The organism is Allorhizobium sonneratiae, assembly GCF_023700755.1.
Classification (GTDB): Bacteria; Pseudomonadota; Alphaproteobacteria; order Rhizobiales; family Rhizobiaceae; genus Allorhizobium; species Allorhizobium sonneratiae.
The window spans coordinates 71,603-88,113 of record NZ_JAMKOJ010000002.1; the positions used below are offsets into that span (position 1 = coordinate 71,603).

The 16,511-nt window shown below is 59.3% G+C and carries 14 protein-coding genes; 7 read left to right on the plus strand and 7 right to left on the minus strand.

What is annotated here, in order from left to right; genetic code table 11:
• Positions 1-92 precede the first annotated feature (92 nt).
• Positions 93-2,060, plus strand: coding sequence for an AsmA family protein (locus tag NAC44_RS03285; protein WP_250937756.1), 1,968 nt, complete (start codon positions 93-95; stop codon positions 2,058-2,060).
• Positions 2,061-2,126: 66 nt separating this feature from the next.
• Here NAC44_RS03285 and NAC44_RS03290 read toward each other — a convergent pair whose 3' ends face one another.
• The 5 genes from NAC44_RS03290 to NAC44_RS03310 form a co-directional block, all read right to left on the minus strand.
• The gene (locus NAC44_RS03290; RefSeq protein ID WP_250937757.1) at positions 2,127-2,939 is read right to left on the minus strand and encodes an ABC transporter permease subunit; all 813 of its coding nucleotides are present in this window, start codon (positions 2,937-2,939) and stop codon (positions 2,127-2,129) included.
• Positions 2,936-3,856 (minus strand): ABC transporter permease subunit, encoded by a 921-nt coding sequence (locus NAC44_RS03295; protein WP_250937758.1) that lies wholly within the window; start codon positions 3,854-3,856, stop codon positions 2,936-2,938. The genes NAC44_RS03290 and NAC44_RS03295 overlap by 4 nt, the downstream gene beginning before the upstream one ends.
• Before the next feature lie 4 nt (positions 3,857-3,860).
• Positions 3,861-5,003, minus strand: a complete 1,143-nt coding sequence (locus NAC44_RS03300) for an ABC transporter ATP-binding protein (protein WP_250937759.1) — start codon at positions 5,001-5,003, stop codon at positions 3,861-3,863.
• A gap of 67 nt (positions 5,004-5,070) precedes the next feature.
• A complete protein-coding gene (locus tag NAC44_RS03305) occupies positions 5,071-6,171 on the minus strand; it encodes a polyamine ABC transporter substrate-binding protein (protein ID WP_250937760.1) in 1,101 nt (366 codons plus the stop codon).
• 117 nt (positions 6,172-6,288) lie between these two features.
• Positions 6,289-7,692 carry a helix-turn-helix domain-containing protein gene (locus tag NAC44_RS03310; protein WP_250937761.1) on the minus strand — a complete coding sequence of 468 codons (1,404 nt, stop codon included), beginning with the start codon at positions 7,690-7,692 and terminating at the stop codon, positions 6,289-6,291.
• A gap of 218 nt (positions 7,693-7,910) precedes the next feature.
• Between NAC44_RS03310 and aceA the strand changes: the two genes are divergently transcribed.
• Positions 7,911-9,200 (plus strand): isocitrate lyase, encoded by a 1,290-nt coding sequence (aceA, locus tag NAC44_RS03315; protein WP_250937762.1) that lies wholly within the window; start codon positions 7,911-7,913, stop codon positions 9,198-9,200.
• 42 nt (positions 9,201-9,242) lie between these two features.
• Entirely contained in the window at positions 9,243-9,503 is a 261-nt protein-coding gene (locus NAC44_RS03320) for an SMc00767 family acetate metabolism repressor (protein WP_250937763.1), read from the plus strand.
• Positions 9,504-9,721: 218 nt separating this feature from the next.
• On the opposite strand, the gene NAC44_RS03325 is transcribed toward NAC44_RS03320, so the two are convergent.
• On the minus strand, positions 9,722-9,868 hold the full coding sequence (locus NAC44_RS03325) for a hypothetical protein (RefSeq protein WP_250937764.1): 147 nt from the start codon (positions 9,866-9,868) through the stop codon (positions 9,722-9,724).
• Positions 9,869-10,078: 210 nt separating this feature from the next.
• Positions 10,079-11,260: a BaiN/RdsA family NAD(P)/FAD-dependent oxidoreductase gene (locus NAC44_RS03330; RefSeq protein WP_338022055.1), complete on the minus strand. Its 1,182-nt coding sequence runs from the start codon at positions 11,258-11,260 to the stop codon at positions 10,079-10,081.
• A gap of 125 nt (positions 11,261-11,385) precedes the next feature.
• Here NAC44_RS03330 and NAC44_RS03335 point away from each other — a divergent pair, with 125 nt between their 5' ends.
• The 4 genes from NAC44_RS03335 to pgl all read left to right on the plus strand — a co-directional run bounded on the left by NAC44_RS03335 (position 11,386) and on the right by pgl (position 16,423).
• Positions 11,386-12,822, plus strand: a complete 1,437-nt coding sequence (locus NAC44_RS03335) for a glutamine synthetase family protein (RefSeq protein WP_250937766.1) — start codon at positions 11,386-11,388, stop codon at positions 12,820-12,822.
• A 16-nt stretch (positions 12,823-12,838) separates the two neighbouring features.
• Complete coding sequence (locus NAC44_RS03340; protein ID WP_250937767.1) at positions 12,839-14,137, plus strand: NAD(P)/FAD-dependent oxidoreductase; 1,299 nt, start codon at positions 12,839-12,841, stop codon at positions 14,135-14,137.
• Positions 14,138-14,238: 101 nt separating this feature from the next.
• Positions 14,239-15,711, plus strand: a complete 1,473-nt coding sequence (gene zwf, locus NAC44_RS03345; protein WP_250937768.1) for a glucose-6-phosphate dehydrogenase — start codon at positions 14,239-14,241, stop codon at positions 15,709-15,711.
• Between the two features lie 13 nt (positions 15,712-15,724).
• Positions 15,725-16,423: a 6-phosphogluconolactonase gene (gene pgl / locus NAC44_RS03350; RefSeq protein WP_250938725.1), complete on the plus strand. Its 699-nt coding sequence runs from the start codon at positions 15,725-15,727 to the stop codon at positions 16,421-16,423.
• Positions 16,424-16,511 lie beyond the last annotated feature (88 nt).

Consider the following 16,511-nt stretch of genomic DNA (forward strand, 5'->3'; position numbering starts at 1 on the left):
GATATGGAATGGCAGACACCTGCCTCCGTCTTTAATCGGTCACGATTTTGGGACACAGGCATAGGCCCTGATCGCTCCCATGAGGCCGCCGCTTGACGCCACAAGACAAACAGAAACGGGAAACCACCTTGGCCAAGCGCCCGATGCCGAAAAGCCCGCATCATCACAAGATGAAACGGCCGTCCACCGGGCGGATGCTGAGCCTTTTCGTGCTGGTTCTGGTCATCGGCCTTTCCGTCTTCGTCGCCTCGCGTCTGCTCGGTCCCTATATCGTGTCAAGTTCGCTTGTGCGCGGCAGCATCGAGCGGGCCATAGGCCGGTGGAGTGGCCATAAGGTTGAGATCGGTGGCACGCCCAGCCTCGAATTCTGGCCAGAGCCGCGCATTACCCTGCCGGATGTGACGATCAGCGGGCGCGAACATGGATCGCGTGAGATTCTGGCTAAAATCGAAACCCTCTCCGCCTCCTTCGGCCTCATGCAGACCATCATGGGCCACCCCGTCTTTAATGATTTCCGTCTGGTACACCCGCATGTCTTTCTGCTACGCGACCGCACGGGCAGGATCGACTGGAGCGGACACGGACTTTTATCGGACGCTATTGCTCAGGCTGAACCGCTTGGCGATACCGGCCAGAGCCTGGAGCAGAGGCTCGATGCCCATATCGGCACGGTGACGATTGAAGACGGACGCATCGACATTGCCGATGCCGCACGGCGCCGCACCGTGGCGCTCGAAAGCATTTTCGGCCAATTCACCTGGCCGAAAATGTCCGCCGCGCTGAAGGGCAATGCCAATCTGGTGCTGGGTGGCGTGGTGACGCGGGTGGATTTCTCCTCCTCGCAGCCGCTCTTGTTGATGAATGGCAAGATCGGCAATGCCGATCTGTCGCTCTCTGCCCCGATGATCACCGCCAGTTTCCGCGGTCGCGCCAGCCTCATGCCCGCCCGTTTCGCCAGCGGCGCGCTGTCGCTCAACCTTCTCGACGTGCCGAGTTTCGTCAGCTGGACCGGGGCGGAACTGCCCGGGACCGGCGGGCTGAAAAGCATTTCTGTCGATGCAACTTTGACCGCTGACGCCAATCGCGCACGACTGGATGGCCTGACCCTTGAGATCAACGACAAGAGCGCCAACGGCGTGGTCGACATTACCCGCGCGCGCTCCGGTAAGCCGAAGCTGAGCGGCACGCTGGCCTTTCAGGATCTCGACATTCCCACCCTGCTCGGGGCCTTTTCTCTCTCCGCCCCGGACCAGAGCGCCGGTGACGGCAAGAGCAATCTGCTCGACTGGCTGGAACTTGACCTGACACTCTCGGCCGATCAGGCGCGCTTTTCTCCCTTCATGCTCACCGATGTCGGCGCCAGCATTCTGGCCACAGACGGGTCTGCCGTCTTCGATATTGCCGATAGCAGCTTTGCCGGAGGCACACTGACGGCGCATCTTGAAGGCCGTAATGGCGGTTTCGATGAGGGCGGCAAGCTGGATCTGTCGATTTCCGGGGCTGATTTCGCCCATATCGAAAACAAGATCGGCCTGTCCGGTCCCCTGCCTGTCGCCACCGGCTCACTGACGCTCTCGGCCAACACGCTGAAACCCATCTGGGCCATGAGCGACCGCGACATTCATGGAACCCTCGATCTGACCGCAGGCCCCGGCCAGTTGACCGGCTTCGATATGGACGGCATCGCGCAACTGGCACATGACAGGCCGTTCTTCAAATTGCAGACCGCGGGCAGCAATGCTCTCGCCTTTGACAGCCTGACGATCAACACCCAGTTGAATGACGGTGCCTTCCTTGTGCGCAAGGGCGAGATCGACGGCTCTGCCGGACGTCTGCATTTCAGTGGCGTCGTGCCCTTCGACTTCAAGGGTTTGACGCTTTCTGCCGCCCTGCTGCCGCCTGTTTCAACGACAGCAGACACAGCCACAAGCCAGACAGCCAATACAAGCCCCCCTGATGCTCCGGCTCAGGCCACCGGCACGGACAAAACCGATCTGCATTTCTTCATTGGCGGATCCTGGCCGAACCTGATCGTCTCCCCGGACGAGAAGGATCGCTGACCGGGTGGGTCACTCACGGACTCTGCGTTTCTAATTCTTTGTTTTTTCTTTCTAGACGGAAGCCGCTTATTGCGCCGCCGCCAGATGCTCGTCGCGCAGGCGCTGCACTTCGCGCCGCTTGATGTTGAGCGAGGCGATAATGACGCCGATGGTGACGATGGCGATCAAAATGGTGCAGACGGCATTGATTTCCGGCGTCACGCCGAGGCGCACCTGCGAATAGATCTTGATCGGCAGGGTGGTCGCGCCCGGCCCTGTGGTGAAACTGGCAATGACCAGATCGTCGAGCGAGAGCGTGAAAGCCAGCATCCAGCCGGAAATGACGGCGGGCAAGATCAACGGCAAGGTGATGCGGAAAAAGGTCTTGACCGGCGGGCAGCCGAGATCGAGTGCCGCCTCCTCCAGACTGCGATCGAAGGTAACAAGTTTCGATTGCACGACGATGGCCACATAGCAGAGCGTGAAGCTGGTATGGGCAAGGATGATGGTGACGATGCCGCGATCCACATTCATCGCAACAAAGAGCAACAGCAAAGACAGACCGGTGATCACATCCGGCATGACCAGCGGCGCATAGATCATGCCGGAAAACAGGATGCGCCCGCGAAACCGGCCGAAACGCACCAGAGCGAGCGCCGCCATGGTGCCGAAAAGCGTTCCGAGCGTGGCCGACACCAGAGCGACCCGGATCGTCACCCAGGCGGCATCGAGCAGTGCCTGATCGTGCCAGATTTCGCCATACCAGCGCAGGGAAAACCCGGCCCAGACCGTCACCAGACGCGAAGCATTGAAGGAATAGATCACCAGAATGAGGATCGGCAGATAAAGAAAGGCGAAGGCAAAAGTGAGCACCACCGGATCGAAACGGCCAGGCTTCATTTTTCCACCCCTCCCACTCTGCTTTGCATGTTCTGGAACAACGCGATCGGCACCACCAGCAGGATCAGCAGCACCACTGCCACCGCCGACGACAGCGGCCAGTCGCGATTGCCGAAAAACTCGGTCCACAATGTCTTGCCGATCATCAGCGTGTCGGCGCCGCCGAGAAGATCGGGAATGACGAATTCACCGGTGATCGGGATGAAGCAGATCATCGCGCCCGCCAAGACCCCCGGCAGGGAAAGCGGAAAGGTAATCCGCCAGAAGGCTTTCAGCGGCGGGCAGCCGAGATCGCTGGCCGCTTCGAGCAGCGTTCCATCGAGCTTTTCCAGCGCCGAATACAGCGGCAGCACCATGAAGGGCAGATAGGAATAGACGATGCCGATATAGACGGCGATCGGCGTCTGGTAGATATGCACCTGCTGATCGGGGCCAAGAATATGCAGATGTTGCAACAGAAGCGTCAAAAGCCCCTCCGGCTTTAAAATGCCAATCCAGGCATAGACGCGAATGAGAAACGAGGTCCAGAACGGCAGAATGACCATCATCACCAGCGCCGGGCGAAGATCGGAACGCGCCCGCGCCATGGCCAGCGCCATCGGATAACCGATCAGCAGCAACAGCAGGGTCGAGATGGCCGCGATCTTCAGCGAGGAGAGATAGCTGTCGATATAGAGCGGGTCCTCGGTCAGCGCGGTGAAATTGTCGAAGGACAGCTGGCTCAAAAAATCGCCGATCCTGGAAAAGCCTTCAAAGACCGGCGTGTAGGGGGGCATGGCGATGGCCGTCTCAGACAGCGACATCTTCACCACGATGAGGAAGGGCGCCAGAAAGAACAGCAGCAGCCAGGCATAGGGCACAAGCACGATCAGAAGGCGGGCGCGTCCGGTGTGTGGTCCTGTCACAGGTTCAGCCATGGCGTTACCTCGTCAGAATGAGGCCGGCATCCGGCGTCCAGCTCAGCCAGACCCGGTCGCCATAGGTGATCGGCCGGTCCACCAGCCGCGCCATGTTCGCCTGCGCGGCGCGGAAGGTAAAACCATCCTCCCGCTTGATGACGAAGACGGAAAAATCACCAAGATAGGCAATATCCCAAACCTCGCCCTCGACAGCATTGACCGCAGGATCGGCGGGTGGTTCAAGCGCGATGCGGATCTTTTCCGGCCGAATGGCAAAGGCGACCGCCGTACCCGGTACAACACCACAAGGCTGGTCGACAAGGGCCGTAAAACTGTCGCAGACGATGCGGCTCATCTGCCCTTCAGACCCGGCAAAGCGGCTTTCGATAATATTGATATCACCAATGAAATCGGCAACATAGCGGCAATTCGGCGCTTCATAGATTTCAGCCGGCGTCGCCACCTGGACGATCTCGCCCTTGTCCATCACGGCGATGCGGTCAGACACAGTCATCGCCTCTTCCTGATCATGAGTGACGATCAGGAAGGTCATGCCGAGTTCCTGCTGGATATCCATCAGCTCGAACTGGGTGTCCTCGCGCAGTTTCCGGTCGAGCGCGCCCAGCGGTTCATCGAGCAACAGCACTTTCGGCCGCTTGGCCAGCGACCGGGCGAGCGCCACCCGCTGACGCTGACCGCCGGACAGTTGATTGGGTTTGCGATGGGCGAAATTTTCGAGCCGCACCAGTTTCAGCATGTCGGCAACCCGTGCGCGGATCTCTTCACGCGGCAAGCCGTCCTGCTCCAGCCCGAAGGCAATGTTCTTCTCCACCGTCATATGCGGAAACAGCGCATAGGACTGGAACATCATATTGGTCGGACGGCGATAGGGCGGCACGCCGGAAAGATCAGCCCCCTGCAGCAGAATGCGGCCTTCGCTTGGCGCCTCGAAGCCGGCCAGCATCCGCATCAGCGTGGTCTTGCCGCAGCCGGAGGGACCGAGCAGTGAAAAGAATTCACGCTCATAAATATCGAGCGTCAGATTGTTGACGGCAATGAAGGGGCCGAAACGTTTGGTCACATTCTCGAAACGGATGAAGGGCTTTTCCGCCGCATCGGTCCAGGGTGAAAATTTCCGCTTCACCGGTCCCAGAGTTTTCGCCATCCGCTTCAGCCCCCGTTCTTGTTGCACGCCATATGGAAACGGGGCATGTCTGCCCCGTTTCGTCCTGTCAGGTGCCGGTCTTGATCTTGGTCCAGAGCCGGTTCAGCACACGCTGAGCCTTCGGATCGTAAGGCGAGATGGTGAAGAGCCGTTTCAGCGTTGCCGGATCGGGATAGACGGACGGGTTATGCAGGATCTCGGGATCGATGAATTTCTGCGAGGCGAGATTGCCATTGGCATAGGAAACATAATCGGAGGCCTTGGCGATCACCTCCGGCTTCATCAGATAATTGATGAATTCCAGGGCTTCGGGAACATTCTTGGCATCCGCCGGGATCGCCAGATTGTCGAACCACATATAGGTGCCTTCCTTGGGGATGACATAGGCGATATCGACACCATTCTTGGCCTTTTCGGCGCGGTTTTTCGCCTGAAGAATGTCACCCGACCAGCCGATGGTGGCGCAGATGTCGCCATTGGCGAGATCGTTGATATAGGCGGCAGAATTAAAGGTCTTGGCATAGGGGCGGATCGCCTCATAGACCTTGGCGCCAGCTTCCAGATCGGCAGTCTTCTTGCTGTCCGGGTTCTTGCCGATATAGTTCATGGCGATGGCGAAGGTTTCATCCGACGCATCGAGAATGTTCAAGCCGCATTTTTGCAGCTTCTTGGCATTTTCCGGCTTGAAGATAAAATCCCAGCTGTCGACCTTGTACTGGTCGCCGAAGATTTCCTTGATCTTCTTGACATTGTAGCCGATGCCGGTCGTGCCCCACATATAATTGACAGCATACTGGTTGCCGGGATCGTATTTTGCCAGCCGGTTCATCACCTCCGGCCACATATTCTTCAGGTTCGGCAGTTTCGACTTGTCGAGCTTCTGAAACACGCCCGCCTTGATCTGCCGGGCGAGAAATGGTCCCGTCGGCACCACGACATCATAGCCGGAACCGCCGGCCAGAAGCTTGGTTTCCAGCAGATCATTGCTGTCGAAGACGTCATAGACAACCTTGATCCCGGTTTCCTTGGTGAAATCCGTCAGGATCTGCGGATCGATATAGTCCGACCAGTTGTAGACATGCACTTCGCGGTCTGCGGCAAGCGACGGACCGGCAAAAGCCAGTGCCGTGACCGCAGCCGTCATCAGGCGGATCATCGCGGATTTCATGACGTCTCCTTTGTTTGAAGGCTGCATTCGGCAGCCATAGTCCCCTTGTTTTTCAAGAGAGAGTAAAAAGGAAAAACGCACCCGACAAGTAGAAAATGCCGTGACGCAGCATCGACCTCACTGAAAATCGAAAAGGCTGAAACCCGTTGCCATTTCATCAAGCCCGAGCGGGCGCGTCATCGGCGGCTCGGCGCGGGCCAGACAGCCCTGCCGTTCGCACAGCCGACAGGCGGGGCCGATCTCCACCGGGCGCGACAGTCCCTCGGCATAGACAGTCGCCTGAGCCTCGCTGAAATCACAGGCCAGCATCAGCGCCGTCAGCCGAGGACGCTCGTGGAAGGCGGCCATAGGCCCTTCCAGCGTGCGCGAGACGGTAAGAAAAACCGCACCATTGGACAGTGTCACCGCCTCCGCCAGCACCTGACCCGGCTGGGCAAAGGTGGCATGCAGGTTGAGCTTCGGACATTGCCCGCCAAAGGTGGCGCGGGGAAAACCTTCTGCACCTGCCCGGCGCAGCACGTTACCGGCGCTGTCGATCTCCTGCAGGAAGAAATGCGGCCCGCCTGCCGGACGGTTCAGACTGACAAGTCGGGTTGCCGCCTGCTCATAGGACACCCGAAAGCGTGAGCGAAGCGCATCGATGTCATAGCGCGCCCGCTCCGCCGCCGCCTGAAACGGTGCAAGCGGCATCATCAGCGCATGCGCCGCATAGCGCGCCAGCTCGAAACGGGCAATGCGCCGCGCCTCGCCCGATGACAGCGGCAGATCGGCAAGGCTCTGCTGAATGGCCTCGGGAAAGGCAATCAGCGCCACCTCCATCGCCACTTCCCGCAGCTGATCGAAGGGCGACAGACGTTCCGACAGAAACAGCCGCAGGGAATGGCGGTCATAGCGGCGGCGCAGACCCGGCATGACATGCACCGGCAACAGCCGCACCACAATGCCATGGGTCTTGCGCAGCCACTCCTTCAACCGACCTTCCAGCGCATCGCCCGGCTCCAGGCCGGCATGGAAGCTATTCACTGCCGCCTCAATGCCGGGGAAGTGAAAGGGGCGACTTTCCATCACGTCGCGCACCTCATCCATCGGCAGGCGTGCACCGGAAAGCGTTGTCTCATGGCCCTCGCGCGCCAGAAGCTCGGCCAGCTCCGTCAGCCGCCGCGCCTGCTCGCGATAGGCACGGTAAAGCTTGACCATACCTGCCGCCGCATTGGGCGCGGCCTCCGAAAACGCCACCAGTTCCTGCTCGCCCTGAATTTCGCCAGCCAGCAGCGGATCGGCAAACACCTCCCTGAGCGGCCCCATGCCCGCGACATCGCCCTGAAGCGCATCTGGCTCGACCTTGTAAACCGTGGCCAGCTTCAACAGCAATTGCACTGTCAGCGGCCGCTGGTTGCGCTCAATGAGATTGAGATAGGACGGCGAAATGCCAAGCCCCTCGGCCATCGCCGTCTGGGTAAGGTCCAGCTCGCGACGGATGCGCCTCAGCCTTGGACCTGCGAAAATCTTGCGCTCTGCCATAACCGCCTCTTTGACAAGATTTCACAAAACCATTCCATTTACATTTTTTACAAATTTACACAACAGCCTTGTAAAACACAAGACAATCTAACCTCTTTCAAGACCATGTTTTCACGTTTTTTCTTTCATGATTTTGCAGCGCATTGTAAATTTATCGACAAGAACAGGCCGCACAGAAAACGGTTTCACACGGCCTGAGGAGTTTGAGGGAGATTATCATGACTGATTTTTACACGCTGGTTCCCACCGCCCCGCAAGGCCGCTATGACGGCATCGAGCGCCCCTACGGACCCGAAGAGGTCAAGCGGTTGCGCGGCTCGGTCGACATCCGCCATTCGCTGGCGGAAATGGGAGCGAACCGCCTCTGGTCGCTCCTGCGCCAGGAGGATTTCGTCAATGCGCTCGGCGCGCTTTCGGGCAATCAGGCCATGCAGATGGTGCGCGCCGGGCTGAAGGCGATCTACCTCTCCGGCTGGCAGGTGGCGGCAGACGCCAATACGGCCTCAGCCATGTATCCGGACCAGTCGCTCTATCCTGCCAATGCCGCCCCTGAACTTGCCCGCCGCATCAACCGCACACTGCAACGCGCCGACCAGATCGAAACGCAGGAGGGCAAGGGGCTTTCGGTCGAGACCTGGTTTGCACCGATCGTGGCCGATGCGGAAGCCGGTTTTGGCGGACCGTTGAACGCTTTCGAGATCATGAAAGCCTTCATCGAAGCCGGCGCGGCGGGCGTTCACTATGAGGACCAGCTGGCATCGGAAAAGAAATGCGGCCATCTGGGCGGCAAGGTACTGATCCCGACCGCCGCCCATATCCGCAATCTGACCGCCGCGCGCCTTGCCGCCGATGTCATGGGCACGCCGACGCTGATCATCGCCCGCACCGATGCCGAAGCAGCCAAGCTTTTGACCTCGGATATCGACGAGCGCGACCGGCCTTTTGTCGATTATGAGGCAGGCCGAACGGCGGAGGGCTTCTATCAGGTGAAGAACGGCATCGAGCCCTGTATTGCCCGCGCCATTGCCTATGCACCCTTCTGCGATCTGATCTGGATGGAAACCTCGAAGCCCAATCTCGATCAGGCCCGCCGCTTTGCCGAGGCGGTGCACAAGGCGCATCCGGGCAAGATGCTGGCCTATAACTGCTCGCCCTCGTTCAACTGGAAGAAAAATCTCGATGATGCCACCATCGCCAAATTCCAGCGGGAACTCGGCGCCATGGGTTACAAATTCCAGTTCATCACGCTGGCCGGTTTCCATCAGCTGAACCACGGCATGTTCGAGCTGGCACGCGGCTACAAGGACCGGCAGATGGCCGCCTATTGCGAGCTGCAGGAGGCCGAATTTGCCTCGGAAATCAACGGCTACACCGCCACCAAGCATCAGCGCGAGGTCGGTACCGGCTATTTCGACGCCGTGTCGCTGGCGATTTCCGGCGGCGCATCCTCCACCACGGCGATGGGCGAATCCACCGAACATGACCAGTTCCGCCCGGCGGCGGAATAATTGAACGCTTCAACAACCCCGCACAAGAAGAGGAGAAATGCCATGACACCCCAGACCCGCGTCAAGGAACGTGCAGAAGAACAGGCCACCACCATGAGCAACGATCAGCAGACGCTGATCCGCATGCTGGCCAACGACCTGCACCGACTGAACCATTCGATCATGAAAGCCGTGGAGGCCGGGGTGTCCGTCGAGCTGGTGCGCTCGGCCCGCCACCATGGCGGTGACGGCAATTGGGGCGACCTGATGATCCCGGTGATCGTCACCCAGGCCCATGGCGAAAGAGACAGTCAGGCCGCCTGACGGCTTTGCCACCATGCCATTTGTGAGACCGAAGCGCTGCCCGCCTTTTCTGGTGGGCAGCGCAAATGCGTTTATGCAGAAGAAGAGAGAAGCTCTTCTACATCATTCCTGAAAACCCGATCGATTTCAGGACAATGATGCAGTCGAGAAAAGGCAGGCTTGCCCTATTCAGCCTTTTCAAAAAAAGGAACGGCCCCTGTCAGGACGTCGTGTCCCGATCAGCCCCAAAAGGCAAGATAAGCAAACCCATAGACCAGCCCCGAGGCCACCAGTCCCATAAGAGCGCTGCGCAGGATGATTTTGTGCTGATCCTCGCGCGTTCTGGCAATGGCGATGGCGCGGGCCTTCCGGACTTGTCTGTTCATGGGCAGCACTTTCCAAAAGTTGAGGGGACGATGTGTCCGAATATGACCTTACATGCCGTGTGAGCCTCAATGAAGCTTTTTTTACGGATAGTGATCAGCATGACTCAGGTATATTAACAACTATTGAAAGAAATAGGCGACAATCGGGCAGGTTCAATAGGATTGCGCTATCAACTATCTATGATTCATAAAGCTTGTTATTCCAGACGGTTATGCCGCAAGACCCGCCGCATGGCCCGACGCCCAGGCCCATTGAAAATTATAGCCGCCGAGCCACCCGGTGACATCGACTGCTTCACCGATAAAATAGAGGCCGGGCACGGCTTTCGCCTGCATGGTTTTCTGGTCGAGACCGTCGGTATCGATACCGCCCAGCGTCACCTCGGCGGTGCGATAGCCTTCCGATCCGGCAGGCTTGATCTCGAAAGATGTGAGACTGTCGGCAAGCGCCAAAAGCGCCTTATCGGTCAAATCGGCCAGCGGCTTCACCAGGCCGGATCGCTCGGTCATGTATTGCGCCAGCCGTTTGGGCAGATGATCGGCCAGCGCGGTCTGCACGGCCTGTTTGCCATTTTCTGATTTTGCCTGCTTCAGCAGGGTTGAAAAATCGCAATCGGGGGCAAAATGCAGGCGGATAGCCTCCCCTTCCCGCCAGAAGGAGGAAATCTGTAAAATCGCCGGGCCGCTCAGCCCCCGATGGGTAAAGAGCATGGCTTCGCGAAACGCCGTCTTTCCGGAACGGGCGACAACCTCGACGGAGAGACCCGCAAGCGGCGCAAGATCGGCCAGAAGACCCGGCTCCAGCGTCAGAGGAACCAGCGCCGGGCGTGTCTCCACCAGCTTGAGGCCAAATTGCTCCGCAAGCTTATAGGCAAATCCGGTTGCCCCCATTTTCGGAATGGACTTGCCGCCGGTCGCGACAATCAGCGCCTCAGCCTCGACCATGCCATGCGACGTGGCGATGCGAAAACCGGAGGAGGTCTTTTCCACCGTGCCGATCTCGCTCTGCAATTCGAGCTGCACGCCCGCCGCCCGCATTTCCGCAAGCAGCATGGTGACGATGTCCCTGGCGCTGCCATCGCAGAACAATTGGCCCAGCGTCTTTTCATGAAAGGCTATGCCGTGTTTTTCGACAAGGGCGAGAAAATCCTGAGGGGTGTATCGAGACAGAGCAGAACGGGCAAAATGCGGATTGTTCGACAGATAATTTTTCGGGCCCGCATGGAGATTGGTGAAATTGCAGCGCCCGCCGCCGGAAATGCGGATTTTTTCGCCCGCTGCACGGGCATGGTCGAGCAGCAGCACACGGCGACCTCTGTGTCCTGCGGCAATCGCCGCCATCATACCGGCCGCACCTGCACCCAAAATTGCGATATCGACTCTGCCGGTCACGCTTTCACTCCGTTAATGCCGCCTCTGATTTTGCAAAATCATTTGCCTGTCAAGCGCTCTTTTCCCTCGCCAATCGGGGCAGGATGACTATGTTATCATCAGGATCAATCAGCTTCCGGTGGAACATGCCTCCCAAAAAGACAATGCTCAGACCTCAAGGCGCAGCATCGAAAAAAGCGAGCATTCCCCCGGACATTGCCGATACCCGCGGCGTCAAAAGCTGGAAAGAGGCAACCACCTGGCTGAGACAGCGCGGCATCGAGGATATCGAATGCATCACGCCCGATCTGGCTGGCGTGCCGCGCGGCAAGATGATGCCCTCGTCGAAATTCACCAGCAACACCTCGCTGGCACTGCCGTCGGCGCTCTATCGCCACACGATTTCCGGCGAATATCCGGAGGAGACCGGCAATTTCCGCTATGATTCCCGCGACAACGACCTGAAACTGATGCCGGATCTGGCGACACTTTCGGTCGTGCCCTGGGAAACCGATCCGACGGCGCAGGTCATCTGCGATATCGTCGATACCGATGGCAAGGCGGTTGGCTATACACCGCGCAACGTCTTGAAAAACGTGCTGTCGCTTTACGAGAAAAAGGGCTGGAAGCCGGTGGTCGCGCCGGAAATCGAGTTCTATCTGGTCGCCAAGAATGACGATCCCGATTATCCGCTGCATCCGCCCAAGGGCCGCTCCGGCCGCTCCATCCTTGGCGGTCAGGGCTATTCGATTGCCGGGATCAACGAGTTCGACGAGCTGATCGACGACATCTATCATTTTTCCACCAAACAGGGACTGGAAATCGACACGCTGATCCATGAGGAAGGCCCGGCGCAGCTTGAAATCAACCTGCGCCATGGCGACCCGATCGCGCTGGCCGATCAGGTCTTCCTGTTCAAACGCACCATTCGCGAGGCGGCGCTGAAACACGGCATCTACGCCACCTTCATGGCCAAGCCGATGCAGGGCCAGCCGGGCTCGGCCATGCATATTCACCAGTCGGTGGTCGATGCCGAAACCGGCAAAAACATCTTCTCCAATGCCGATGGTTCAGCCTCGCAGGAATTTTTCCACTTCATCGGCGGCATGCAGAAATATATCCCGCTGTCGCTGGTGATGATGGCGCCTTATGTGAATTCCTACCGGCGGCTGCAACCGGACATGGCCTGCCCGGTCAACAATGCCTGGGGCTATGACAACCGCACGACGGCCTTCCGCGTGCCGATTTCCGATCCGCAGGCGCGGCGCGTGGAAAACCGACTGCCCAGTTCCGATGCCAATCCCTATCTGGCGCTTGCCGCCTCGCTCGGCTGCGGCTATCTCGGCATTCTGAAGGCGGTGGAGCCAACCGCCCCAACCGCCGACACCGCCAATGAAGGATCGATCGAGCTGCCGCGCGGCCTTCTGGAAGCCGTGGCGCTTCTGGAAGGCGAAACCGATCTTGTCGAGGTGCTGGGGCAGGATTTCATCGACATCTATTGCGGCGTCAAGCGCGGCGAATTTGAAACCTTCATGCAGGTGATCAGCCCGTGGGAGCGCGAATTCCTGCTGTTGAACGTTTAAAGGGGGGACGCGATCCATGACCTCGTCTGCCTTATGGCAAAGCCCGATAGCGCCGGGCCTGTCCTTTTATCAGGCAAGCGCTGGCGAGCGGCCGGAGCATCCGCCGCTCGACGGCTCGAAAACCGTCGATGCCGCCATTATCGGCGGCGGCTTTACCGGTTTGCAGGCCGCCTATACGCTGGCCAAAGGCGGCGCCAATGTCGTGCTGATCGAGGCGCGCCGGCTGGGGGACGGTGCTTCGGGGCGCAATGGCGGCCAGTTCGGCACCGGCCAGCGCGCCTGGCCGGAAGAGCTGGAGGCCGAGTTTGGCTTTGACCGGGCCAAGGCCCTGTTCGACATGGCGGAAAACGCCAAGGCCTATCTCTTCGATTTTGCCCGCGAACACCAGATCGACATGGAATTCATGCCCGGCCAGCTCAATGTCGAGCACAAGCGCGGCAAGGAGGGCGACTATCGAAAAAGCGTGGAGATCGCCACCACCCGCTTCGGCTATCCGCATCTGCATTTCATGGACCGGCAGGAAACCGCAGACCGTCTGGGCTCGACCCGCTATCATTGCGGCATTCGCGACCTCGGCACCGGTCACATTCATCCGCTGAAACTTTTGATCGGTCTCGGCAAGGCGGCGGCCAATGCCGGTGCGGCCCTGCATGAGATGACTCAAGCCAGAACGATACGCCAGGCTGGCGGGAAGACGCTGATCGACACGGACTACGGCACGATCACGGCAAAGCATGTGCTGATCGCCACCAATGCCTATATCGACGGCCTGGAGCCGGTGACCAATGCCCATGTCATGCCGATCCGCTCCTTTATCGGCGCAACCCGCCCGCTCGATGATTTTCCAACCGTGCTGCCGGGCGGCGAAGCGGTGGCCGACAGCCGTTTCGTCGTGCGTTATTTCCGCAAAAGCCGCGACGGGCGGCTGCTCTTCGGCGGACGCGAGGCCTATACCGCCGACAGCCCCCGCGACATTTCGAAGCATATCCGCCGCCAGATCGCCGAGCTTTATCCCGCACTCCACGAGATCGAGATCACCCATGCCTGGGGTGGATCGGTGGGCATCACCCTGAACCGACAGCCCTTTGTCCGCGAGGTCATGCCCGGCGTCATTTCGGTGGCAGGCTATTCCGGCCATGGCGTTATGCTGTCGAATTATTGCGGCAGTCTCTTCGCCCGAACGGTGCTGGGTCAGGCCACGGAACTCGAGCTTTTGAAAGCGCTGCAAATCCCGGCCTTTCCCGGCGGTTCACTTTTGCGCCAGCCGCTTCTGTTCCTCGCCTTGAGCTGGTATGCGCTCAGAGACCGGCTTTGAGGCAGGATTGAACAAGGGCCTTGTTTTCGATGTCGCCCTCTGGCCTTTTTAAATCGATTGAATTATAACCCCATCCGTCAGCTTCAAGTGAGAGACGCCCGATGAGCAGTCAGATTATTCCCGTCGAACCCTTTGATTATGTCGTTTTTGGCGGCACCGGGGACCTTGCCGAGCGCAAGCTTCTGCCGGCCCTTTACCACCGCCAGCTGGCCGGGCAATTGACCGAGCCGACCCGGATCATCGGGGCATCGCGCTCGCCGCTTTCGGATGAGGAATTCCGCGAGTTTGCCCGCAAGGCACTTCACGAGTTTGTCAAGAAGGACGATCTCGACGAAGAGCAGATCAAAACCTTCTGCCAGCGGCTGCATTATGTTTCGGTCGATGCCAAATCCGACAAGGGATGGGACCAGCTGAAAAAACTGCTGGACCAGGGCAAGGAGCTGGTGCGCGCCTTCTATCTGGCCGTCTCGCCGTCGATCTTCGGCGATATTGCCGAGCGCATCCGCGACCACAAGCTGATCACCAAATCCACCCGCATCGTCGTGGAAAAGCCGATCGGTCGCGATCTTCATTCGGCGCAGGAGCTGAACGACACCATCGGCAAGGTGTTCCGCGAAGAGCAGATCTACCGTATCGACCATTATCTCGGCAAGGAAACGGTGCAGAATCTGATGGCGCTGCGCTTTGCCAATGCGCTCTATGAACCTTTATGGAATTCCGCCCATATCGACCATGTGCAGATCACCGTGGCCGAATCCGTCGGTCTGGAAGGCCGCGTCACCTATTATGACAAGGCGGGTGCGCTGCGTGACATGGTGCAGAACCATATTCTGCAACTGCTCTGCCTCGTTGCCATGGAAGCCCCCTCCTCGATGAATTCCGAGGCGTTGCGCGATGAAAAGCTGAAAGTGCTGCGCGCGCTGAAACCCATCGACAGTTCCAATGTCGAGCGCATGACCGTGCGTGGCCAGTACAAGGCAGGCGCCTCGGCAGGCGGTGCGGTCAAGGGCTATACCGATGAGCTGGAAGCGCCCTCGGACACAGAAACCTTTGTTGCCATCAAGGCTGAAATCAACAACTGGCGCTGGGCAGGTGTGCCCTTTTATATCCGCACCGGCAAAAGGCTGGCGAGCCGCGTTTCGGAAATCGTCATCCAGTTCAAGCCGATCCCGCATTCGATTTTCGACGAGGCAGCGGGCCGTATCGAGGCCAATCAGCTGGTCATCCGCCTGCAGCCGGATGAGGGCGTCAAGCAATGGCTGATGATCAAGGACCCCGGCCCCGGCGGCATGCGCCTGCGCCATGTGCCGCTGGACATGAGCTTTGCCGCCTCCTTCGGCGTGCGCAACCCCGATGCCTATGAGCGGCTGCTGCTCGACGTGATCCGCGCCAACCAGACGCTGTTCATGCGCCGCGACGAAGTGGAAGCCGCCTGGTCCTGGGTCGATCCGATCCTCAAAGGTTGGGAAGAAATCGGCCAGAAGGCGCATGGCTACACCTCCGGCACCTGGGGTCCGAGCCAGTCGATTGCACTGATTGAGCGCGACGGACGCACCTGGCATGAGAATGATTGAGGACAGGCTGACCATGGCGCATCGTTTCCATGCTTTCGACAGCGGCGCGGCCCTCGCGGCGGCGCTGTCGCAAAGCGTTTCCACAGTGCTCAGCGAAGCGATTGCCGCCCGTGGCCACGCGACAATCGCCGTTTCCGGCGGCTCGACCCCGAAGGCGTTTTTCGAGGCCCTTTCGGTCAAGGAGATCGCCTGGGACAAGGTGACGGTGACGCTGGTCGACGAGCGTTTCGTGCCGGACGACAATCCGCGCTCCAACCATCTGCTGGTCCGGACGCATCTTTTGAAGAACGCCGCGCAAAAGGCAGTCTTTGTGCCGCTCTACCAGCCGGAAGAGACGATTGAAGAGGCGGCAAAAACGGCCACTCTCAAAACGCAAGGTCTTGATGCACCCTTCGATGTCGTTATTCTCGGCATGGGCAATGACGGCCATACCGCCTCCTTCTTCCCCGGCGGCGATCATCTGGCCGAAGCGCTCGATCTGACACTGCCGCGCCGGGTGATGACCATGCGGGCCGCCGGTGCGGGCGAGGAAAGGCTGACCTTTTCCTTTACAAGCCTTGCCGATGCGCGGTTTCTTGCCCTTCATATCGAAGGGGCGGAGAAGAAAGCCGTGTTCGACAAGGCGCTTGCCGGAGAGGACGAAGCGGACATGCCGATCCGCGCCGTTTTGAACCGGTCGGCAAGCGAGCCGCAGATTTTCTGGGCTCCCTGAGCGACAAACGCTCAAAGAACCCGCCTTGATATCTCTCATGCCGCATCATGGTCATCCCTTTGCGGCATGATTTGACCATGATGAGACA